Source organism: Blastococcus sp. CT_GayMR16, assembly GCF_004570875.1.
GTDB lineage: Bacteria > Actinomycetota > Actinomycetes > Mycobacteriales > Geodermatophilaceae > Blastococcus_B.
Map to the genome: position 1 here is coordinate 128,955 of NZ_SPQK01000010.1, position 21,181 is coordinate 150,135.

Below are 21,181 nucleotides of genomic sequence, written 5' to 3' on the forward strand. Positions count from 1 at the left end.
GGCCGCCGCGCTCCGTCAGCGGGGCGCGCCGGTCAGCCGGTACTCGCGCGCGACCGCCCAGGCCCCGGCCGGGGTCTGCTCGAACTCCGTGAAGGACTCGACCGGGAACGCCGCCGACAGGTCGGAGAGGCCGCTGTAGGCCAGCTCCAGCATGTCCGCGGGCACGTCGTGGGCCACCGTGACGTGCGGGTGGTACGGAAAGGCGAGGGTGCGGGCCAGCGGGCCGCGACGGACGTCGGTGGCGAGGAGCTCGCAGTTCCCGATCCCCTTCGCGACGGCGACGAACACCACGTCCGACACCGGGGAGAAGGTGCCGGTCCCGGAGAGGTGCATCTCGAACGGCGGATGGCAGCGGGCCACCTCGGCGAGATGTGTGCTGATCGCGGCACGGTCGGCGACGGGGACCTCGGTCGGCGGCAGCAGGGTCACGTGCGGCGGCACCAGGCTGGCCTGCGGGTCACCTACCTTCGAGCGCCAGTCGACCAGCAGCTGGGCCCACGGCTCCGGCAGCGGGACGACGATGCCGAGCACGGTGCTCTCGGGGAGCGGGCGGCTGCTGCGCGGCACGAACGTGTCGTCGTTCATGCGCGGGCCCCCGGCGCCAGGAAGCCGACCCGCTCGTAGGCGGCGGCGACCGTGGGGCCGGCGACCTCGCGGGCGCGGGCCGCACCGGCGGCGAGCACCCGCTCCAGTTCGGCGGGATCGTCGAGCAGCTCCTGCGTACGGGCCCGCACGGGGGTGACGAAGTCGGTGACCACCTCGGCCAGCTCCTTCTTCAGGTCGCCGTAGCCGCGGCCCGCGAAGGAGTCCTCCAGCTCGGCGATGCTGCGGCCGGAGAGCGCGCTGTGGATCGTGAGGAGGTTGGTCACGCCCGGCTTGTTCTCGGCGTCGGCCACGACCTCCCGTCCGGTGTCGGTGACGGCGGACCGGATCTTCTTCGCGGTCACCGACGGCTCGTCGAGCAGGAAGACACAGCCGGCCGGCGGGAGGCTCTTGCTCATCTTCTTGTCCGGGGACTGCAGGTCGAGCACCTTCGCCGCACCGGGCGGGATCGCGGCCGCGGGCACCGTGAACGTCGTCCCGAACCGGCCGTTGAAGCGCATCGCGAGGTCGCGGGTCAGCTCGAGGTGCTGGCGCTGGTCCTCACCGACCGGCACCTGGTCGGCCTGGTAGACGAGGATGTCGGCGGCCTGCAGGACCGGGTAGGTGAACAGACCCACCGTGGCGCCCGCGGTGCCCTCGCGCTGGCTCTTGTCCTTGAACTGGGTCATCCGGCTGGCCTCGCCGAAGCCGGTGAGGCACTCCAGCACCCACGCCAGCTGCAGGTGCTCCGGCACGTGGCTCTGGACGAACAGGGTGCTGCGCTGGGGATCGACACCCAGGGCGAGCAGCTGCGCGGCGGAGACGAGGGTGTTCCTGCGGAGCTCCGCGGGATCCTGCGGCAGCGTGATCGCGTGCAGGTCGACGACGCAGTAGAACGCCTCGGCGGAGTCCTGCAGGCTGACCCACTGGCGGAGCGCACCCAGATAGTTGCCGAGGTGGAAGGAACCCGCCGTCGGCTGGATGCCTGAGAGCACACGGGGAAGAGGCACGTCGGCCATCAAACCAGCCGACTCCCGGCCCCGTCCCGGGGCCCGCCCTGAGCCTGCGAAGGGTGGGGAGGACGGGGTCCTTCTTCAGGAGGCCGGCGCCGCCGCCCGCACGTCGTCGAGCGCGGCGAGGAAGACGTCGTCCTCCTCGGGTGTGCCGACGGTGACCCGGATGCCCTCGCCGGCGAAGGGCCGGGTGATGACCGCCCGCGCCTCCAGCGCCGCCGCCAGGGCCGCCGTCTGCTCCCCCACCGGCAGCCAGACGAAGTTGGCCTGGCTGTCGGCGACGTCCATGCCGCGCTCCCGCAGCGCGGCCGTCAGTCGGTCGCGCTCGGCGACGACGGCGGCGCACCGGGCCCGCACCTCGTCCTCGCTCGCCAGCGCCGCGACCGCTGCCGCCTGCGCGAGCATGGAGACGCTGAACGGCATGTGGGTCTTGCCGACCGCCTCGGCCACCGCGGGGTCCTCGGCGACCAGGTAGCCGACACGGATGCCGGCCAGCCCCCAGGCCTTGGAGAAGGTCCGTAGGACGGCGACGTTCGGCCGCCCCCGCATGAGCTCGATGCCGTCGGGGACGTCGGGGTCGGTGACGAACTCCCGGTAGGCCTCGTCGAGGACGACGAGGGTCTGCTCGGGAACGGCGTCCAGGAACTTCTCCAGGCCGGCGCGACGCACCGCCGTCCCCGTGGGGTTGTTCGGGTTGCAGACGAACACCAGCCGGGTGGTGTCGTCGATCGCCGCGGCCATGGCCTCGAGGTCGTGGGTGTCGGCGGGGCCTCCGGGGCGGCCGGGGGTGAGCGGCACCTGCACGGCCCGTGCTCCCGCGACCCGGGCCAGGAGCGGGTACATCTCGAACGACCGCCAGGCGAACGCGATGCTCGTGCCGGGGTCGTTGAACGCCTGCGCGAGCTCCTGGCAGATCGTGACCGCGCCGCAGCCGGTGACCACCTGGGCGGGATCGACGTCATACCGGTCGGCCAGGGCGCGGGTCAGCACGACCGCCCCGTTGTCCGGGTACCGGTTGGTCTCGCCGGCCGCGGCGGCCAGCGCCTGGACGACGGCCGGCAGCGGCGGGAAGGCGACCTCGTTGCTGGCCAGCTTGATCGCGCGGTCGACCCCGATCTCGCGGGCGAGGTCGGCGGGGTTGCGGCCCGGTCTGTACGCCGGGAGCGCCTGCACCGCCGGTCGAGCGCTCACCACGACGTCCTGACCTCCCGACCTAGGGTGACCCCCATGCGCGTACTCGTCGCCGGTGGAGCCGGCTACATCGGCAGCGTAGTCACGGCCGCCCTGCTGGCCGAGGGCCACGAGGTGACGGTGCTCGACGACCTGTCGACCGGCCACGCCGACGCCGTGCCGCCCGGCGCGACCCTCGCGGAGGTGTCACTGCACCACTCGGCACCCGTGCTCGCCGACGTCCGCCCGGAGGCCGTGCTGCACTTCGCCGCCAAGAGCCTCGTCGGGGTCTCCCAGCAGCGGCCCTTCGAGTACTGGGACACCAACGTCGGCGGCTCGCTGGCGCTGCTGGAGGCCATGCGCGCCGCCGACTGCCGGCGGATCGTCTTCTCCTCCACCGCCGCCACCTACGGCGAGCCCGAGGCTGTGCCGATCCGGGAGGACGCCCCGACGCGGCCGACGAACACCTACGGCGCCTCGAAGCTCGCCGTCGACCACATGCTGACCTCGTACGCCGTCGCGCACGGCTTCGCCGCGGTGAGCCTGCGGTACTTCAACGTCGCGGGGGCGGCCTTCGGGCTCGGCGAGCGGCATGCCACCGAGACGCACCTCATCCCGATCGCGCTGCAGGTCGCCGCCGGGCAGCGGGAGTCGTTGACCGTGTTCGGCGAGGACTACCCGACCCCCGACGGCACGTGCATCCGCGACTACGTCCACGTCGCCGACCTCGCCGACGCCCACCTCCTGGCGCTGCCGGCCCCGGCGGACGGTGAGCACCGGATCTACAACCTGGGCAACGGCACGGGCTTCTCGGTGCAGGAGGTCGTCGACGCCGTCCGGCAGGTGACCGGCCACCCGGTGCCCGTGGTGATCGGCGAGCGGCGTGCCGGCGATCCGGCGCAGCTCGTCGCGTCCAGCGACCGCATCCGTGCCGATCTGGGCTGGACGCCGGACCACACCGACCTGGCCGGCATCGTCCGCGACGCCTGGGACGTCAGCCGGGCCCGCTGACCCCTGTCTCCGAACGGTCCTCGTCGTCCGCGGGCGCGGGGGCCGCACCGACGAGCAGGCGGGAGATCCGGCGTCCGTCGAGTTCGAGGACCGTGAGGGTGCGGCCCCCCACATCGACGACGGCCCCGATCTCCGGGAGGCGGCCCAGCTCGGAGAGCACGTACCCGGCGACGGTCTCGTAGGGCCCGTCGGGAAGTGCCAGACCGGTGACCTCGGTGAAGTCGTCGAGGTTGAGCAGGCCGTCGACCTCGCGGGGGCCGCCGGGGGGCTGCTTCCCCTCGGGAGCGACCTCGTCGTCGTACTCGTCGTAGATCTCCCCGATGACCTCCTCGATGAGGTCCTCGAGGGTCACGATCCCGTCGGTGCCGCTGTACTCGTCGACGACGATCGCCAGGTGCTGGTTCTCCCGGCGCATCTCGCTGAGGGCCGCCAGTACGCCCTTGGTGCCGGGCAGCCGCTTCACCTCGCGGGCGAGGTCGCCCACGGTCGCGGCTCGGCCGGCCGGGTGGTTGGGCAGGAACAGATCGCGGACGTGCACGAAGCCGACGACGTCGTCCTCGTCGCGTCCGGCCACCGGGAAGCGGGACCAGTTGGAGTCGGCGACCTGCTTGGCCGCCCGGCTGGCGGTCATGGACGCATCGAGGAACGCGACCTCGGTGCGCGGGGTCATGACCTCCCGGATCTCGCGCTCACCGGCGCGGAAGACCTCGTCGATCAGCCGCCGCTCGTCGCTGCTCAGGGACTCGTGCGCGGCCACGAGGTCGCGGAGTTCCTCCTGGCTGATCGACTCGCCGCTCAGCTTCGGGTCGCCGCCCAGCAGGCGGACGAGGACGTCGGTGGACTTCGACAGCAGCCAGATGACCGGGCGGGAGAGCGTCGCGATGGCGTTGAGCGGCGCGGCCACGATGAGGGCGAACCCCTCGGCCCGCTGCAGCGCCAGCCGCTTGGGGGTCAGCTCGCCGACGACGAGCGACAGGTAGCTGATCGCGATCGTCACCAGGATCAGCGCCAGGGTGCCGGACAGGCCCTCGGACAGACCGCGGGTCTCCAGCCAGCGCGCCAGCGGCTGGCTGAGCGTGCTGGCACCGAAGGCGGCAGAGAAGAACCCCGCCAGGGTGACGCCGACCTGGACGGCGGCGAGGAAGCGGTTGGGGTCGCTCAGCAGGCGCTGCACGGCCTGTCCACGGCGCCCCCCCTCGGCCATCCCGCGGACCTGGGACTCGCGCAGGGAGACCAGCGCGATCTCCGCGCCGGAGAAGACGCCCCCGATCAGGACGAAGGCGACGACCATGACGATGCTGAGCCATACGTCGCTCACCGGCGGCGCACTCCTCGGGGTATTCGCGTGGGGCTCACTCCCCCATGGTGCCTGGTCGGGGCCCTCGAACCGAGCCGATCCAGGCAGACCGCCCTCCAGAGGGGCATGCGGGCGGCCGATCGTGACCGACTTCATGTGGACGCACGGTGACCTTGCGCGCACCGTTAGTCTCCACTCGGTAACGAATCGTGATCCTGTCTCTCGTGAGGTTTCCCCGTGCGCCACAGTTCCCCGCGTCTCCCTCTGGACGAGCGGCTGACCGGCTTCCTGAACCGGTTCCTGCGGCTCACCCGCAGCAGCACGAGGCACCGCAGTGGGCGTCTGGCGCTCGGCGCGCTCGTCAGCACCGTCCTGGCCGCACTCGTCCTGTCGGTGCCCGTGGTGTCCGGCGCGGGCGGCAAGGAGCCGCTGGTCGCCTTCGAGTCGTTCGCGTCGACGTCCGCGGCCCGCTCGACCGACAGTGACTCCCCCGTGGTCATGGGCCGCGACGGCCGAGCGGTCTCCTCGTCCACGTTCGCCGGGCTGAGCACCTCACCGGCCTCGGCCCGGGGCTCCTCGACGGACGCGTTCGCGGCGCCGCCCACCGTCGCCCCCGGGGCCGGTTCCGCGCCCGCGCCCGCGCCCGTGGAGACACCCGCCCCGGCCGAGGCCGCGCCGGCACCCGAGGCGACAACGGAGGCCGCTGCCCCGCCGCCGGTGGTCGAGGAGGCCCCGGAGCCCCCGGCTCCCGCTGCCGCGGCCGTCCCGGCGGATCTGGGCGCCGAGGACCAGGTGCTCGCGCTCGTGAACGTGCAGCGTGCGGCCGCCGGATGCGGCGCGCTCACCGGCGATGCGTCGCTGGCGTCCGTGGCCCGGGCCCACAGCGCGGACATGCGCGACCGTGGCTTCTTCGACCACGTCAACCTCGACGGGCTCGACCCCTTCGACCGCGCGGAGCGGGCCGGGATCACGGCGCGGGCGGAGAACATCGCCTACGGGCAGCAGGACGCCGCCGAGGTCATGGTGTCGTGGATGAACAGCGCCGGTCACCGGGCGAACATCCTGAACTGCAACCTGACCCGCCTCGGTGTCGGCATGGCCGACGGCTCCGGCGGCCCCTGGTGGACCCAGCTCTTCGCCTGACTCGCCCGTTCCGTTGATCAACAGCCGCTCTATCGGGGTGTCGGGATGGACGAGACCCCCGTGGACCGGCTGTTGATCAACGGGCCAGCTCGACGGCCAGCCGGGCGAGGAGACGCTCGGGGCGTTTCAGGTCGGCCGCCGTCACGAAGATCACGCGCCAGCCGGCCGCCGACAGCCGGTTGAGCCGCCGCCGGTCCTTGGCGAACTGCCCCGCCTCCGCATGCCAATGCCCGTCGTACTCGATGGCGAGCTTCAGCTCCGGGTACGCGAAGTCGACCCGGGCGACGAAGCCCTCGTCGTCGAAGACCCGGAACTGTGCCTCCGGTGCAGGCAGTCCGGCCCGATGGATCAGTAGTCTCAGCCGGGTCTCCTGCGGCGATTCCGCGAGCCCGTCGGCCAACCGGGTCACCTCACGTGCGATCCGGCTCCCGCGGCTCCTGGGCAGCGCCGCCGCCGCGGCCCGCACATCGGCCAGATCGTTGAGCCCGGCACGCACGAGCCGATCCAGCAGGACGACGCCGTCCTCCACGCCACGACGACGCACCAGGTCCACCGCAGTACGCACCGGACCGGTCCTCGCCAGCCCGTGGCGGTCCACGACGACGCCCGCATCGTGGGCCGACAAGACGCTGACGCGCACGCCTGGGCCGGGGCGCCAACGCGTGCCTGGCGGGAGGGCGACCTCGACCGCATCCTCTGCGGTCGCGAACTCATCGCCGCCGGCCAGGACCAGCGCCGACAGTCCGCCGAAGACAGCGCCCGCCGGGACCACCAGGCTCACGCCGTACGCCATGAGTCGGTGGTCCACCGCCAGTTCTGCATCGGCGTACACGTCCCGGCGGAGACGGCGCCAGGCGTGACTGCGCAACTGGTCTTGCGTCAGGAAGCCCTTCCGGACCGCCCAGGAGCCGAGGAAGACGCGGGCGCGCAGGACGTCGGGGCGCGCAGCGGGCACAGGCACGCAGGCAGGCTGCCCGCTCGTCGTTGACGTCTGCTGACGTCGTCCACAGGCAAGATCAACAGCCAGTCCGGCGGGGCCTCCCAGGCGCCGAGGGGCCGGCCCAGTGGCTGTTGATCATAGGACTCGCTCCCCCGGAAACGGCGGCGGCCCCCGCACCCGGAGGTGAGGGGGCCGTCGTCGGCCCGTCCCGAGGCTCACCCCGAGCGTGCGAGGGGTGAGGAGGACGGGGTCCTTAATCAGGCCATGGCCTTCTGGAGGTTGCTGTCGATGGCGGCCAGGAAGTCCTGGGTCGTCAGCCACGGGGCGTCCTTGGAGATCAGCAGCGCGAGGTCCTTGGTCATCTGACCGCTCTCGACGGTGTCGATGCAGACCTTCTCGAGCGTCTCGGCGAAGCGGGTCACCTCAGGGGTGTTGTCCAGCTTGCCGCGGTGGGCCAGACCCCGGGTCCAGGCGAAGATCGACGCGATCGGGTTGGTCGACGTCTCCTTGCCCTGCTGGTGCTGGCGGTAGTGCCGCGTGACCGTGCCGTGGGCGGCCTCGGCCTCCACGGTGCGGCCGTCGGGGCTGAGCAGCACCGAGGTCATGAGCCCCAGCGAACCGAAGCCCTGGGCCACGGTGTCGGACTGCACGTCACCGTCGTAGTTCTTGCACGCCCAGACGTAGCCGCCTTCCCACTTGAGGGACGCGGCGACCATGTCGTCGATGAGCCGGTGCTCGTAGGTGATGCCGGCGGCGTCGAACTTGTCCTTGAACTCAGCCTCGAAGACCTCCTGGAACAGGTCCTTGAAGCGGCCGTCGTAGGCCTTGAGGATCGTGTTCTTGGTGGACAGGTAGACCGGGTAGCCGCGGTCGAGCCCGTAGTTCAGCGAGGCGCGCGCGAAGTCGCGGATCGAGTCGTCGAGGTTGTACATCGCCAGCGCGACGCCCGAGCCGGGCGACTGGAAGACCTCGCGCTCGATCGGCTCCGAGCCGTCCTTCGGCGTGAAGGTCAGCGTCAGCGTGCCCTCACCGGGGAACCGGAAGTCGGTGGCCCGGTACTGGTCGCCGAACGCGTGACGGCCGACGACGATCGGCTTGGTCCAGCCCGGCACCAGCCGCGGCACGTTCTCCATGATGATCGGCTCGCGGAAGATCACGCCGCCGAGGATGTTGCGGATCGTCCCGTTCGGGGAGCGGTACATGCGCTTGAGGCCGAACTCCTCGACCCGCGCCTCGTCGGGCGTGATCGTGGCGCACTTGACGCCGACGCCGTGGCGCTTGATGGCCTCGGCGGCGTCGACCGTCACCTGGTCGTCGGTGGCGTCCCGGTGCTCGATGCCGAGGTCGTAGTACTCGAGGTTGACGTCGAGGTACGGGAGGATCAGCTGGTCCTTGATGAACTGCCAGATGATCCGGGTCATCTCGTCGCCGTCGAGCTCGACGACGGTGCCCTCGACCTTGATCTTGCTCACGTAGGTGGTTCCCTCTCTACAGGTTCCGAGCCGGGAGAGGCTCAGAGGTCGGCTACGTCGGCCTGCTTGGCGCGCACGGCCTCAGCGGCATCGCGCAGCCCGGCCAGTTCGGTCTCGGACAGGTCGCCCTCGACGACCTTCTTCACACCCTCGCGACCGATCTCGGCCTCGACGCCCAGGTAGACGCCGTTGATTCCGTACTCGCCGTCGACCCACGCGCAGACGGGCATGACGGCGCCGGAGTCCTCCATCACGGCCTTGGCCATGCGGGCGGCGGCGGCCGACGGCGCGTAGTACGCCGAGCCGGTCTTGAGGAGGGCGACCACCTCGGCCCCGCCGTTGCGGGTGCGGTCGACGAGGTGGTCGATGCGGTCCTGCGCGAGGACGTCGGACAGCGGCTTGCCATCCACGGTGCAGCGCGAGGGCACCGGCACCATGGTGTCGCCGTGCGAGCCCAGGGTCAGCGTCTTCACCGAGCCGACCGGGACGCCGAGCTCCTCGGCGACGTTGTTCGTGAAGCGCGCCGTGTCGAGCATGCCGGCCTGGCCCATCACCCGGTTCTTCGGGAAGCCCGTGGCCAGCTGCGCCAGCGCGGTCATCTCGTCGAGCGGGTTGGAGACGACGATGATCACGGCGTCCGGGGAGGTCTGCGCGATGTTCTCGGCGACCGAACGCACGATCTTCGCGTTGGTCTCGATGAGATCCATCCGGCTCATGCCCGGCTTGCGTGGGAGGCCGGCGGTGATCACGACGACGTCGGATCCCTCGGTCCCCTCGTACGAGCCTCCGCCGACGCCGACGATCGTGGTCTCGAAGCCCTCGATGGGCCGCGACTGGTTCATGTCGAGCGCGATGCCCTCGGGCTTGCCCTCGACGATGTCGGTGAGCACGACGGTCTCGAAGACGTCGTACTCCGCGAGACGGAGCGCGGTGGTGGAGCCGTAGAAACCGGCGCCGACGACGGTGACCTTGCCCGACCGGGGCTTCTCTGCCATGGCCGCCAACCTATCGCTGAGCCCGCCGCAGCGCCTGAGGGGGTCAGGGGTAGGGGATCAGGAGCACGATCACGGTGAGGGCCAGACCGGTCCCGGCGAGCAGGACGACGTCCACCGGCCGGCTGCGGACGGCGAGGAAACCCACCCGCCGGACCGGCAGCAGCGCCCGCAGGACGGCGGCTCCCATCAGCGCCAGCCCGATGATCACGAGTCCGCTGCGCCAGTGGTCGAAGGTGAGGACGAGCAGCCCGACGCCGACCACCACCAGGACGGCGAGCAACGGCAGCTGCCGGATGACCCCCGCGAGGAAGGGCCGGCGGACGTAGAGCGGCGGCGGGGTCATGCCGTCAGGCGCTCGGCGGCCAGGACGACGTTCTGCAGCAGCATCGCGCGGGTCATCGGCCCCACCCCACCCGGATTCGGCGCCACGTGACCGGCGACGTCCACGACGTCGAGGGCGACGTCCCCGGCGATCTTCCCGTCGACCCGGCTGACGCCGACGTCGAGGACGGCGGCACCCGGCTTGACCATCGCGGCGGTGATCAGCCCGGGCACCCCGGCCGCGGCGACCACGATGTCGGCGGTCCGCACGTGGGCGGCGAGGTCCCGGGTGCCGGTGTGGCACAGGGTCACGGTCGCGTTCTCCGAGCGGCGGGTGAGCAGCAGCCCGAGCGGCCGGCCGACCGTGACCCCGCGCCCGATGACCACGACCTCGGCGCCGGCGATCGGGACGTCGAAGCGGCGGAGCAGCTCCACGATGCCCACGGGCGTGCACGGCAGCGGGCCGGCGACGTTGAGCACCAGGCGGCCGAGGTTGGTCGGGTGCAGGCCGTCGGCGTCCTTCGACGGGTCCATCGCCTCGAGGACGGCGTACTCGTCGATCTGGCGCGGCAGCGGCAGCTGGACGATGTAGCCGGTGCACGCGGGATCGGCGTTGAGCTCCTCGACGACGGCCAGCACGTCGGCCTGGGTGGCCGTTGCGGGCAGCTCCCGCTGGATGCTGCCGATGCCGACCTCGGCGCAGTCCTTGTGCTTGGCGTTGACGTACCACCGGCTGCCCGGGTCGTCGCCGACGAGCAGGGTGCCGAGGCCCGGCTGGTGGCCCGCGGCGGTCAGCGCAGCCACCCGCTCGGTGAGTTCGCCGCGGATCGCTGCCGCGGTCGCCTTGCCGTCCAGGATCGTCGCGGGCACGACGGACAGTCTGCCCGAGCGTCGCCAGGACCCACGGCGCGGTCCTAGGCTCCTCCGCACGCAGGCTCTGCGAAGCTGCCGACGGAGGTACGCAATGAGCGAGTTCCCCGCATCCGGCGCGAACGGCCCCCAGGGCGCCACGTCCTACGGCAGCCAGGCGCCGCCGGATGCCACCTCACCGCAGTACTACGACCGCCCGGTCGCCGTCCGGGGGCCGGAGAGCCTGGGTGGGCTGCTGCTGATCCTCGCGGGCATCGCCGCCGCCGTCAGCCTGCTGCTGGACTGGCTGAGGGACGACGACGTCAGCGGCTGGGGCCTGCTGCGCAACGCGTTCGACGCTCTCGGCGACGCGTTCAGCAGCGGTCTCTGGCAGCCGCTGGCGATCCTGCTCGGCGGCGGCGTGCTGTTCGTGCTCGGCCTGCTGATGTGGCTGCCGGCGCGCTCGCACCGCTTCCTCGGCGTCCTCGCGCTGCTGGTGAGCGCGGCGGTGATCGCGGGCGTGCTCGTGCCCCTCGCCGACGCCGACTGGGATCTCGGCTTCTTCGGGCCCGGCTTCTGGTGCGCCATCGCGGTGGCGGTCCTGGGCCTGCTCGGCAGCCTGAAGGCCCTGCTCAGCCGCCCGAAGACGCGATGACATCGTCGCCCTCCGGGCGACACCGCGGCCACGTGCCGTCCCCCACTGAGCCGAGCCCCCTCGTCGCTCGATCGTGGGACCCTGCGGGCCCCACTCCTCACGACCTGTCAGTCGGAGACGAGTGCGCCGTGCGCGCGGGCGAACTGGACGGCGTGCACCAGGTCGATCCGCGCGCCGGTGAGCTCGAAGCCCCGCCAGTTGACCTCGTCCATCGAGGCACCCCGCAGGTCGGCCCCGCGGAGCTTCGTCGACTGCAACCGGGCCCGGTCGAGATCGGCCCCGGTCAGGTCGCACTCCCGCAGGTCGGCGTCGGTCAGGTCGGCCTCGCGGAAGCGCTGACCGGAGAGGTCGAGCCCGGACAGGTCCGCCGCGCGCAGCGAGGTGTAGCTCCAGTCGCTGCCGGTCGTGGTCATCGGCCGCACGTCGGCGCCCGGGAACTGCGAGCCGGTGAGCTTGCAGCCGTCCCAGACGACGTCGAACAGCTTCGCGCGGTCGAACCGGCAGGACAGGAACGCCGTCCCGTGGTGCCGGGCGCCGCCCATCCGCACGCCGGTGAGCACGCACTCCTCGAACACGCACCGGCGCGTGACCAGCTCCTCCAGCCCCGCGTCGTCGAACCGGCAGCGGGTGAACGTGACGCCGGAGAGCTCGACGCCCCACCAGTCGACGCGGGCGAAGTCCTCCCCCTCGACCTGCGCACCGTCCTCCGGCGGGCGCACGTGGGGGCGGCCGCCCTTCAATGCGCGAAGTGGCGGGTGCCGGTCAGGTAGAGCGGCACACCGGCTGCGGCCGCCGCGGCGACCACCTCCTCGTCGCGCACCGAACCACCCGGCTGGACGACGGCGCGCACGCCGGCGTCCAGCAGGACCTGAAGCCCGTCGGCGAACGGGAAGAACGCGTCGGAGGCCGCCACGGAGCCGGCCGCCCGCTCCCCCGCCCGCGTCACGGCCAGCCGCGCGGCGTCCACCCGGTTGACCTGTCCCATGCCGACGCCGACCGTCGCGCGGTCGTGGGCGAGCAGGATCGCGTTGCTCTTCACCGCGCGGACCGCCCGCCAGGCGAACACCAGGTCGTCGAGGCCGGCGGCGTCCAGCGGCTCGCCGGTCGCCAGCGTCCAGGTCGTGGGGTCGTCGCCGGGGGCGTCGAGGCGGTCCTTGACCTGCAGGAGCAGCCCACCGCTGATGGGTCGCATCTCCGCGCCCGGCCCGGGCAGGTGCGGCAGCCGCAGCAGCCGGATGTTCTTCTTCCCGGTCAGCACGGCCAGGGCGTCGTCGGTGAAGGACGGCGCCACCACCACCTCGGTGAACACCTGGGCGACCTGCTCGGCCATCGTCAGGTCGACCTCGCGGTTGGCCGCGATCACCCCGCCGAAGGCCGAGACCGGGTCGCAGGCATGCGCCTTGCGGTGCGCCGAGGCGATGTCCTGACCGACCGCGATCCCGCACGGGTTGGCGTGCTTGATGATCGCCACGCAGGGATCGTTGTGGTCGTGCGCGGCCCGCCAGGCGGCGTCGGTGTCGACGTAGTTGTTGTAGGACATCGCCTTGCCGTGCAGCTGCTCGGCGTGGGCGAGCCCCGGGACGAAGCCCTGGTACAGGGCCGCGCCCTGGTGCGGGTTCTCGCCGTACCGCAGCACGTCGGCCCGCTCCCAGCTGGCCCCGACCCAGGCCGGGAAGACGGTGTCGGTCTCGGGCGCCAGGACGCTGCCCATCCACGAGGCGACGGCGATGTCGTACGAGGCGGTGTGCCGGAACGCCGCGGTCGCCAGCCGCTGCCGGTCGGCGAGGGTGAAGCCGCCGTCGGCCACCGCGGCCAGGACGTTGGCGTACCGGGCGGGGTCGACGACGACGGCGACCGAGGGGTGGTTCTTCGCCGCGGCCCGCACCATCGCGGGGCCGCCGATGTCGATCTGCTCGACGCACTCGTCGGGGTTCGCCCCCGAGGCCACTGTCTCCGTGAACGGATAGAGGTTGACCACCACGAGGTCGAAGGGCTCGATGCCGAGGTCGGTCAGCTGCGTGACGTGTTCGGGCTTGCGCCGGTCGGCCAGGATCCCCGCGTGGACGGCGGGGTGCAGCGTCTTCACGCGGCCGTCGAGGCACTCGGGGAACCCGGTGACCTGCTCGACGGGCGTGACCGGGATGCCGGCGTCGGCGATGCGGCGCGCGGTCGCACCGGTGCTCACCAGCTCGACGCCGGCCGCGGCGAGACCGGCCGCGAGCTCCTCGACGCCGGTCTTGTCGTAGACGCCCAGCAGCGCGCGGCGGATGGGGAGGCGGTCGCTCATCGGTAGCTCTTCCTCGGGGCTCGGGGTGACATCGGGTCGCCGGTGGCGAGCTGCGCCACCGTCTGCACCAGGAGCTCGCGCTCCACGTCCTTGATCCGTTCGTGCAGCCGCGCCTCGTCGTCCCCGGGGAGGACGGCGACCTCGCGCTGGGCCAGTACGGGACCGGTGTCCACGCCGGCGTCGACCACGTGCACGGTCGCACCCGTGACCGTCGCACCGGCCGCCAGGGCGTCCCGGACGGCGTGCGCGCCGGGGAAGGCCGGTAGCAGCGCCGGGTGGGTGTTGATCAGCCGGCCGCCGAACGCGTCGAGGACGGCGGGTCCGACGATCTTCATGAAGCCGGCGGAGACGACCAGGTCCGGCTCGGCGGCGGCGAGCCGGGCGGCCAGCGCAGCGTCCCACGCCCGGCGGTCGGGGTGGTCGGAGACGCGGCAGACGAAGGTCGGCAGACCGCGGCGACGGGCGTGCTCGAGGCCCTCGGCGTCGCGGTCGCTGCCCACGGCCACGACGGTGGCCGGGTAGTCCGGGTCGTCGGTGGCGGCGAGCAGCGCCGCGCACAGCGACCCGGTCCCGGACAGCAGGACGGCGATCCGGGCCCGCGAGTTCGGCGACGCTGAACTCACCACCCCGCCCACCCTTCGACCCTATAAGGACCCCCTGAAGGACCCCGTCCTCCCCACCACTCGCAGGCTCGCGGCGGTGCCCTGGACGGGGCCGCTCGACCCCTCGCAGGCTCGGTGCGAGCCTCTGGACGGGGCCGATCAGCCGAGCGACCGCCAGCGGGCCACGGTGGCGGCGATGGCCGCCGCGATCCCGCTCTGGGCGGCGACGGCGATCCCTGTGGCCAGGGCCGGCGCGCCGACCTGGGCCAGGCCGCCGTCGCCGAGCGAACCGCCGGCCACCCAGACGAGGACGCCGCCGGCGACCCCGAGCAGCACGCCGGCCAGCAGGCCGGTCAGTCCGGCGACGACCGAGCCCCCGTCCTCGTCGCCCAACCAGCGGCCGACGGTCCGGCCGGCGACGAGGCCGGCGATCGCGGGCACTGCCTGCGACGCGAAGGCGATCAGCGGCACCGCCTGGGTGTCGGGCAGCGCGGCCAGCATCGGGAACGCCGGAACGGCCCCGAGGGTCACCCCGTGCACGGACACGAGGGTGCCGGACCCGACGGAGAACCCGGGGCCGGCGGCGAGGCCCAGGACGGCGGCCGCGGCATTCGGCAGCAGCAGCACCCCGAGGCCGAGCAGGCCCAGGCCCCCGGCAGCGGCACCGCCGAGGGAGCCGGACAGGGTCGCGTAGCCGTGGGCGTCGGAGGCCACGGCCACGGCGACGACGGCGGTGCACAGCGCCAGTGCCGTCAGGAGTCCGGCGAGCACGCCGCGCAGCAGTGGCCGGGGGGCGCCCGGGAGCCGGTCCAGCGCCGCGTCCAGCAGGCCGGACTCCCGGCTGACCCCCCAGCCGACGGCGACGATCGCGAGGACGGCGGCGCCCGCCACGGTCCGGAGCATGCCGACCTCGGCCCCGGGGTCGTCGAGGGCGAGCGCGAGGACCACGGTCAGCAGGACGTGGACGCCCACGACCAGCCCGGCGGCCCGGGCGGCGTCCACCCCGGCGGACAGGTCGTGCACGCGGGCCAGCACGCGGCCGGCCCGCGACAGCCCCCAGGCGATCGCCAGCGTGAGCAGCAGCGGGGCCAGGACGAGTGGGCCCGCGCCGATGTCGAGCTCTGCGCCCTGGGCCAGCAGCCAGAGCCGGCCGGCCAGCGCGATCGAGCCACCGGTACCGAGACCACCGGCAGGATCCAGGGTCTGGACGACGACGACGGCCAGGCTCAGCCCGGCCAGTCCGGCCACGTCGACCGCCACGGCGGCGGCCACCGCGAGCCAGATCAGCGGCAACGCCGGCTGTCCGGCTCCGCCACGCCGGGGCAGGCGCGCGAGCAGGGAGACCACGCACCCATGCTCGCAAGCCGGTGCACCGGATGGTCGGCGCACGCGCCGTGCACCCCGAAAGCGCGCCGGATCACCCTCGGCGCGCCCGCACGGAGAGCGACAGCCGGCCCGGCACTCGGTGTCCGAGTGCCGGGCCGGCGGCGGTCACGTGCTGCGGTTCAGCTTCCGGCGGGACGACCCGGGTCGCCGGAGCCCTCGCCCGATGCGGTGGAGCCGCCGTGTGCGGGCGGGCTCCCGGGCGCCGGAGGTCCGCCGGCCGGCTTGTCGAAGGACGTCGGACCGCTCGGAGCCGGCGGGGGCGGCGGCGGGGGCGCGTACTGCTGGGGCGGCTGCTGGCCGTAGGGCGGGGGCTGCTGCCCGGGGGCACCCTGACCGAACTGCTGACCCGGAGCCGGCTGGTTGGCCCACTGTGCGGCGTTGGCCAGGCCCCCGGGCAGGGCCGGGCGGTTGCGCAGCTCCGGGAGCAGGGCGAGGACGGAGAACAGCAGGATCGCGGTCGCCGTCAGGAAGCCGAGCAGACCCCAGACCGAGAAGTCCACGTCGAAGGTGTCCAGCCACGCGAACAGGGTGAGCACCCAGCCCAGCGCGGCGAGCCCGACGGTGATCCAGGAGCGCGGGAAGCCGAGCTTGAGGTCGGTGAACGCCGGGAGCAGCGCCCAGACCGTCGCCAGGACGAAGAGGAAGAACGCCGTCTTGACGTTGCCGGCCTGCCAGCCGCTCAGGCTGAACCCGAAGAAGTCGTCCCCGAAGCTGTACCAGGGGAAGAAGCTGAGGATCAGGTACAGCAGGGTGCCGCCCGCGATGACGTAGGAGGCCATCGTGAGCTTCTTGGGGTCGAACGAGACACCGCCGCCGCTGCCCTGCGGCTGGCCGTAGGGGTTCTGCCCGTACTGCTGCTGCGGGGGCTGCCCGTAACCGGGCGGCGGGCCGTAGCCCGGCGGCGGCTGCTGCCCGTATGCGGGCGGGGGCTGCTGGTAGCCGGGAGGCGGCTGCTGCCCGTAGCCGGGCGGCGGGGGCTGCTGGCCGTAGGCCGGCGGCGGCTGCTGCCCGTATCCGGGCGGGGGCTGATGCCCGTGCCCCGGGGGCTGACCGCCCGTGGGCGGCTGCGGAGGCTGGCTGGACGTCATCGCAGGGCTCTCCTCGGAAGCGTCGGGTGTGCGAGGCGCATCGTGGTCGCTCACGAGGCCCGTACGCAACCGTGGCGCGCCCGTCGTCGCCCGTCCGTGATCATCGGCCACCCCGGAGACGCCGCTGCCCGGCGACCTCGAGGAGGTCACCGGGCAGCAGTACGGTCGGGTCCGGCGTCAGGCTCCGACGATCTCCCGCATCAGCTTCGCGGTCTCCGACGGGGTCTTGCCCACGCGCACACCGGCGGCCTCGAGGGCCTCCTTCTTGGCCTGGGCGGTACCCGACGAGCCGGACACGATGGCGCCGGCGTGGCCCATCGTCTTGCCCTCGGGCGCGGTGAAGCCTGCCACGTAGCCGACGACCGGCTTGGTGACGTTGGCCTTGACGAAGTCGGCGGCCCGCTCCTCGGCGTCGCCGCCGATCTCACCGATCATCACGATGGCCTCGGTCTCCGGGTCGTCCTGGAACGCCTGGAGGCAGTCGATGTGCGTCGTCCCGATGACCGGGTCGCCGCCGATGCCGACAGCGGTGGAGAAACCGATGTCCCGGAGCTCGTACATCATCTGGTAGGTCAGCGTCCCGGACTTGCTGACCAGCCCGATCTTGCCCTGCTTGGTGATGTTGGCCGGGATGATTCCGGCGTTGGACCGTCCGGGGCTGATCAGGCCGGGGCAGTTCGGCCCGATGATCCGGGTGGCGCTGCCCTGGGCGTGGGCCCAGAAGAAGGTCGAGTCGTGCACCGGGATGCCCTCGGTGATGACCACCGCGAGCCCGATCCCGGCGTCCACGGCCTCGATGACGGCGGCCTTGGCGAACGGCGGCGGCACGAAGATGACGCTGACGTCGGCGCCGGTCTCCTTCATGGCCTCGGCCACGCCGCCGAAGACGGGCACGGTCGCGCCGTCGAAGTCGACGCTGGTGCCGGCCTTGCGGGGGTTGACGCCGCCGACGATCGCGGTGCCGGAGGCGAGCATGCGCTGGGTGTGCTTGCTGCCCTCGGAGCCGGTCATGCCCTGGACGATGACCTTGCTGTTCTCGTTGAGGAAGATCGACATTCTGGTGTCCTGTCGGGAGTCGGGGCTGTCGGTCTGGGCCAGGGCCTAGGCGGCGGCGAGTTCGGCGGCCCGGCGCGCTGCGCCGTCCATCGTGTCGACCACGGTCACCAGGGGGTGGTTGGCCTCGGCCAGGATCCGGCGACCCTCCTCGACGTTGTTGCCGTCGAGACGGACGACGAGCGGCTTGGTCGCCTCGTCGCCCAGGTGGTGCAGGGCCGAGACGATGCCGTTGGCCACGGCGTCGCAGGAGGTGATCCCGCCGAAGACGTTGACGAACACGCTCTTCACGGCCGGGTCGGACAGGATGATGTGCAGCCCGTTGCCCATGACCTCGGCCGAGGCGCCGCCGCCGATGTCGAGGAAGTTGGCCGGCTTGACGCCGCCGAACTCCTCACCGGCGTAGGCGACGACGTCCAGCGTGCTCATGACCAGGCCGGCACCGTTGCCGATGATCCCGACCTCGCCCTCGAGCTTGACGTAGTTGAGGTCCTTCTCCTTGGCCGCGGCCTCGAGCGGGTCGGCGGCGCCGGAGTCCTCGAGGGCCGCGTGCTCCGGCTGCCGGAAGGAGGCGTTCTCGTCGAGGGTGACCTTCGCGTCGAGGGCGAGCACGGTGCCGTCGGGCGCCTTGGCCAGCGGGTTGATCTCCACCAGCGTGGCGTCCTCCTGCGTGAACACCTCCCACAGCTGGACGGCGATGGCGACCACCTGGTCGCGCACCTCGGCCGGGAAGTTGGCCGCGTCGACGATCTCGGCCGCCTTCGCCTCGTCGACGCCCTTGCTCGCGTCGATCGCGATGCGGGCCAGCGCCTCGGGCCGCTCGACCGCGAGCTGCTCGATCTCCATGCCGCCCTCCTTCGAGGCCATGGCCAGGAAGGTGCGGTTGGACCGGTCGAGGAGGTAGGAGAAGTAGTACTCCTCGGCGATGTCGCTGGCCTGGGCCACCATCACCTTGTGGGTGATGTGCCCCTTGATGTCCAGCCCGAGGATGTCCTGGGCGCGCGCCCTGGCGTCCTCGGGGTTGTCGGCGAGCTTCACGCCGCCGGCCTTGCCGCGGCCGCCGACCTTCACCTGCGCCTTGACGACGACGGGCGCGGAGATCTCGCGCGCGATCGCCTCCGCCTCCTCGGGCGTCTCGGCGACGCCGCCGGGGAGCACGGGCACACCGTGCGAGGCCAACAGGTCACGGGCCTGGTACTCGAAGAGATCCACGAACAGGGACCGTAGCTCGCCCGTAACCTCCCCGCGCCCCCGGGCGTTGTAGGGGTGGGGGCCGGGTGGGACGCATCACAACGTGCGTCACTCCATCGGGCCCCTCACACTGCCCGCACGTGCCTGCTCGACCCACCTCGACGACGAGGAGATCCCAGTGCGACGCGCCGCAACCGTCCTGGTCACCACCATGCTGACGGCCGGAGGCATGGCCGCACTGGCACCGCCCGCCTCGGCGACCGACATCGCACCCCGCGACCTCACCATCACGGTGACGAACCTCGGCTCCGAGCACCGCACCTGCCGGATCGATGCCGACCTCTACGTCCCGGCGGGGGTGAACGCCTCTCGGCGGGCGCCTGCGCTGCTGGCCACCAACGGCTTCGGCGGGACGAAGGAGGACCAGGCCGACCTGGCGCAGGGCTTCGGCGAGCAGGGCTACGTCACGCTCTCCTACACCGGCCTCGGGTTCGTCGACGGCAACCGCTGCCCGATCACGCTGGACGACCGCGACCACGACGGCTCCGCGGCGAGCCAGCTGATCCGCTTCCTCGGCGGCGACCCCTCGATCCAGGCCACGGACGACGCCACGGGTCAGCCCGTGCGGATCGACCAGGTGGTCCGTGAGGACGCGAAGACCGGCACCCGGTACGACCCGCAGGTCGGCATGACCGGAGGGTCCTACGGCGGGCAGATCCAGTTCGCGACCGCGGGGTTCGAGAAGGCGGCCGGCACCAACCGCCTCGACGCGATCGTCCCGCTGATCACCTGGAACGACCTCTCCTACTCCCTCGCACCGGAGAACAGCACCCTGCCGCAGGGCACCGCCCGCAGCGGCTCGGTGAGCGCTGCGGGCACGGGAGTCTTCAAGTACCAGTGGGCCGCGCTGTTCACCACCGTCGGGGTCGTCAACGGCGCGCAGGACCTCACCGCGCTCGCCGATCCGGCCACGTTCACCTCCTTCTTCCAGCAGGCGTCCAACAACTGCGCGAATTTCGAGCCCGAGGTCTGCCGGGCCCTGGCCGAGGTCGCCACGGTCGGCTACCCGAGCCAGGCGTCGATCCAGTACCTGCGGTCGAACTCGGTGGCGAGCTACATGGGCGACGTCCGCGTGCCCACCCTGATCGGCCAGGGCCAGGCCGACACCCTGTTCAACCTGCAGGAGTCGGTGGCGACCTACACGGCGCTGAAGCGGCAGGGCACACCCGTCTCGCTCGCCTGGCAGTCCTGGGGTCACAGCGACTCGAGCCCGCAGCCGGGCGAGCTGGACATGCGCCACCCCGCGCAGTCCCTCGAGGGTCGGGCGGCACTGGCCTGGTTCGACCACTACGTCCGCGACCGCGGCCCCAAGCCTCCCCAGGGTTTCGCTTACTACCGCGACTGGGTCTACGAGGCGACCGGTGACATCACCAAGGCCTACGCCGTCGCGCCGTCCTACCCGGTCGGCGCCGAGCGGAAGTTCTTCCTCTCCGGCTCCAGCGTCGGCGGTACCGACGGCTCCCTGGTGACCAGCCAGGCCCAGGTGGCCCGCGGCACGAGCGGCTACGGCAACCTGGCGCCCATCGGCCCGAACTACACCGAGACGTCGGGTCTCGACCAGAGCCAGCCGGTGACCGATCCTGCGGGCTCGGCGATCCGCTTCGGCACGACGCCCCTGACCGGTCCGTTGGACGTCGTGGGCTCGCCCCGGCTGACCGTGCAGCTCGACGCGCCCTCGGTGGCCGCGACGCAGGCGGCCGGGCCTGCCGGTCAGCTGGTCGTGTTCGCCAAGCTCTACGACGTCGGCCCCGACGGCGCGATCGAGCTGCCGAACCGGCTGATCTCCCCGGCCCGCGTCACCGACGTCACCAAGCCGGTCACGATCGAGCTGCCGGCGATCGTGCACCGCTTCGAGGCGGGCCACCGGCTCGTCGTCGTCCTGGCCGGTGGGGACATGGCCTACCGCGGGTCGACGACGACCCAGCCGGTCACCCTCACGACCGGGCCGGGTCGCACGCAGCAGCTGACCGTCCCGGTCACCAACTAGCCGGCTCCGGCCGCCGGATCAACCGGCGGCCGGGGTGCCGACGTGCTCGCGGACCCAGTCGACGATCTCGGTGGTCGCC

The 21,181-nt window shown here is 72.6% G+C and carries 20 protein-coding genes; 4 read left to right on the forward strand and 16 right to left on the reverse strand.

The annotated features are described in order from the left end of the window. Nucleotides 1-15 precede the first annotated feature (15 nt). From E4P38_RS12775 to hisC, 3 genes are all read right to left on the reverse strand, one after another. Nucleotides 16-585 (reverse strand): 2'-5' RNA ligase family protein, encoded by a 570-nt coding sequence (locus E4P38_RS12775; RefSeq protein ID WP_135132189.1) that lies wholly within the window; start codon nt 583-585, stop codon nt 16-18. Then, entirely contained in the window at nt 582-1,601 is a 1,020-nt protein-coding gene (gene trpS / locus E4P38_RS12780) for a tryptophan--tRNA ligase (RefSeq protein ID WP_135132190.1), read from the reverse strand. The genes E4P38_RS12775 and trpS overlap by 4 nt, the downstream gene beginning before the upstream one ends. Before the next feature lie 75 nt (nt 1,602-1,676). After that, nucleotides 1,677-2,786: a histidinol-phosphate transaminase gene (hisC, locus tag E4P38_RS12785; protein WP_245160991.1), complete on the reverse strand. Its 1,110-nt coding sequence runs from the start codon at nt 2,784-2,786 to the stop codon at nt 1,677-1,679. 36 nt (nt 2,787-2,822) lie between these two features. Here hisC and galE point away from each other — a divergent pair, with 36 nt between their 5' ends. Further along, a complete protein-coding gene (galE, locus tag E4P38_RS12790) occupies nt 2,823-3,776 on the forward strand; it encodes a UDP-glucose 4-epimerase GalE (RefSeq protein ID WP_135132192.1) in 954 nt (317 codons plus the stop codon). Here the strand turns inward: galE and E4P38_RS12795 are convergent. Further along, nucleotides 3,760-5,094, reverse strand: coding sequence for a hemolysin family protein (locus E4P38_RS12795; RefSeq protein WP_135132193.1), 1,335 nt, complete (start codon nt 5,092-5,094; stop codon nt 3,760-3,762). The two genes, galE and E4P38_RS12795, sit on opposite strands and share 17 nt — an antisense overlap. 216 nt (nt 5,095-5,310) lie before the next feature. On the opposite strand from E4P38_RS12795, the gene E4P38_RS23560 reads away from it, so the two are divergent. Then, nucleotides 5,311-6,216, forward strand: coding sequence for a CAP domain-containing protein (locus E4P38_RS23560; RefSeq protein ID WP_245160992.1), 906 nt, complete (start codon nt 5,311-5,313; stop codon nt 6,214-6,216). 76 nt (nt 6,217-6,292) lie between these two features. Here E4P38_RS23560 and E4P38_RS12805 read toward each other — a convergent pair whose 3' ends face one another. The 5 genes from E4P38_RS12805 to E4P38_RS12825 all read right to left on the reverse strand — a co-directional run bounded on the left by E4P38_RS12805 (nt 6,293) and on the right by E4P38_RS12825 (nt 10,814). After that, entirely contained in the window at nt 6,293-7,177 is an 885-nt protein-coding gene (locus E4P38_RS12805) for a DUF559 domain-containing protein (RefSeq protein WP_135132194.1), read from the reverse strand. Between the two features lie 236 nt (nt 7,178-7,413). Beyond that, nucleotides 7,414-8,628, reverse strand: coding sequence for an NADP-dependent isocitrate dehydrogenase (locus E4P38_RS12810; protein WP_135132195.1), 1,215 nt, complete (start codon nt 8,626-8,628; stop codon nt 7,414-7,416). 41 nt (nt 8,629-8,669) lie between these two features. Then, nucleotides 8,670-9,623 (reverse strand): malate dehydrogenase, encoded by a 954-nt coding sequence (mdh, locus tag E4P38_RS12815; RefSeq protein WP_135132196.1) that lies wholly within the window; start codon nt 9,621-9,623, stop codon nt 8,670-8,672. A 43-nt stretch (nt 9,624-9,666) separates the two neighbouring features. After that, nucleotides 9,667-9,966, reverse strand: coding sequence for a DUF3017 domain-containing protein (locus tag E4P38_RS12820; RefSeq protein WP_135132197.1), 300 nt, complete (start codon nt 9,964-9,966; stop codon nt 9,667-9,669). Next, nucleotides 9,963-10,814, reverse strand: a complete 852-nt coding sequence (locus E4P38_RS12825; protein WP_135132198.1) for a bifunctional methylenetetrahydrofolate dehydrogenase/methenyltetrahydrofolate cyclohydrolase — start codon at nt 10,812-10,814, stop codon at nt 9,963-9,965. The genes E4P38_RS12820 and E4P38_RS12825 overlap by 4 nt, the downstream gene beginning before the upstream one ends. Before the next feature lie 94 nt (nt 10,815-10,908). Between E4P38_RS12825 and E4P38_RS12830 the strand changes: the two genes are divergently transcribed. Next, entirely contained in the window at nt 10,909-11,448 is a 540-nt protein-coding gene (locus E4P38_RS12830) for a hypothetical protein (RefSeq protein ID WP_209309081.1), read from the forward strand. Nucleotides 11,449-11,555: 107 nt separating this feature from the next. Here the strand turns inward: E4P38_RS12830 and E4P38_RS12835 are convergent, their stop codons facing one another. From E4P38_RS12835 to sucC, 7 genes are all read right to left on the reverse strand, one after another. Further along, on the reverse strand, nt 11,556-12,167 hold the full coding sequence (locus E4P38_RS12835; protein WP_245160993.1) for a pentapeptide repeat-containing protein: 612 nt from the start codon (nt 12,165-12,167) through the stop codon (nt 11,556-11,558). A gap of 17 nt (nt 12,168-12,184) precedes the next feature. Then, on the reverse strand, nt 12,185-13,735 hold the full coding sequence (purH, locus tag E4P38_RS12840) for a bifunctional phosphoribosylaminoimidazolecarboxamide formyltransferase/IMP cyclohydrolase (RefSeq protein ID WP_135132200.1): 1,551 nt from the start codon (nt 13,733-13,735) through the stop codon (nt 12,185-12,187). Next, nucleotides 13,732-14,358 (reverse strand): phosphoribosylglycinamide formyltransferase, encoded by a 627-nt coding sequence (purN, locus tag E4P38_RS12845; protein WP_135132201.1) that lies wholly within the window; start codon nt 14,356-14,358, stop codon nt 13,732-13,734. The genes purH and purN overlap by 4 nt, the downstream gene beginning before the upstream one ends. Before the next feature lie 138 nt (nt 14,359-14,496). Next, complete coding sequence (locus E4P38_RS12850; protein WP_209309082.1) at nt 14,497-15,684, reverse strand: DUF6350 family protein; 1,188 nt, start codon at nt 15,682-15,684, stop codon at nt 14,497-14,499. 158 nt (nt 15,685-15,842) lie between these two features. Then, the gene (locus tag E4P38_RS23205; RefSeq protein ID WP_209309083.1) at nt 15,843-16,811 is read right to left on the reverse strand and encodes a hypothetical protein; all 969 of its coding nucleotides are present in this window, start codon (nt 16,809-16,811) and stop codon (nt 15,843-15,845) included. Between the two features lie 177 nt (nt 16,812-16,988). Beyond that, entirely contained in the window at nt 16,989-17,867 is an 879-nt protein-coding gene (sucD, locus tag E4P38_RS12860) for a succinate--CoA ligase subunit alpha (RefSeq protein ID WP_135132202.1), read from the reverse strand. 45 nt (nt 17,868-17,912) lie between these two features. Then, a complete protein-coding gene (sucC, locus tag E4P38_RS12865; protein WP_135132203.1) occupies nt 17,913-19,076 on the reverse strand; it encodes an ADP-forming succinate--CoA ligase subunit beta in 1,164 nt (387 codons plus the stop codon). Nucleotides 19,077-19,233: 157 nt separating this feature from the next. Here sucC and E4P38_RS12870 point away from each other — a divergent pair, with 157 nt between their 5' ends. Further along, nucleotides 19,234-21,102 carry a CocE/NonD family hydrolase gene (locus tag E4P38_RS12870; RefSeq protein ID WP_135132204.1) on the forward strand — a complete coding sequence of 623 codons (1,869 nt, stop codon included), beginning with the start codon at nt 19,234-19,236 and terminating at the stop codon, nt 21,100-21,102. The last annotated feature ends 79 nt before the right edge of the window (nt 21,103-21,181 follow it).

Bases quoted from the DNA above. Each gene is read 5' to 3' on its own strand.
- E4P38_RS12775 (WP_135132189.1), bottom strand. From the start codon at position 585: ATGAACGACGACACGTTCGTGCCGCGCAGCAGCCGCCCGCTCCCCGAG.
- trpS (WP_135132190.1), bottom strand. From the start codon at position 1,601: ATGGCCGACGTGCCTCTTCCCCGTGTGCTCTCAGGCATCCAGCCGACG.
- galE (WP_135132192.1), top strand. From the start codon at position 2,823: ATGCGCGTACTCGTCGCCGGTGGAGCCGGCTACATCGGCAGCGTAGTC.
- mdh (WP_135132196.1), bottom strand. From the start codon at position 9,623: ATGGCAGAGAAGCCCCGGTCGGGCAAGGTCACCGTCGTCGGCGCCGGT.
- E4P38_RS12820 (WP_135132197.1), bottom strand. From the start codon at position 9,966: ATGACCCCGCCGCCGCTCTACGTCCGCCGGCCCTTCCTCGCGGGGGTC.
- E4P38_RS12830 (WP_209309081.1), top strand. From the start codon at position 10,909: ATGAGCGAGTTCCCCGCATCCGGCGCGAACGGCCCCCAGGGCGCCACG.
- purH (WP_135132200.1), bottom strand. From the start codon at position 13,735: ATGAGCGACCGCCTCCCCATCCGCCGCGCGCTGCTGGGCGTCTACGAC.
- E4P38_RS23205 (WP_209309083.1), bottom strand. From the start codon at position 16,811: ATGACGTCCAGCCAGCCTCCGCAGCCGCCCACGGGCGGTCAGCCCCCG.
- sucD (WP_135132202.1), bottom strand. From the start codon at position 17,867: ATGTCGATCTTCCTCAACGAGAACAGCAAGGTCATCGTCCAGGGCATG.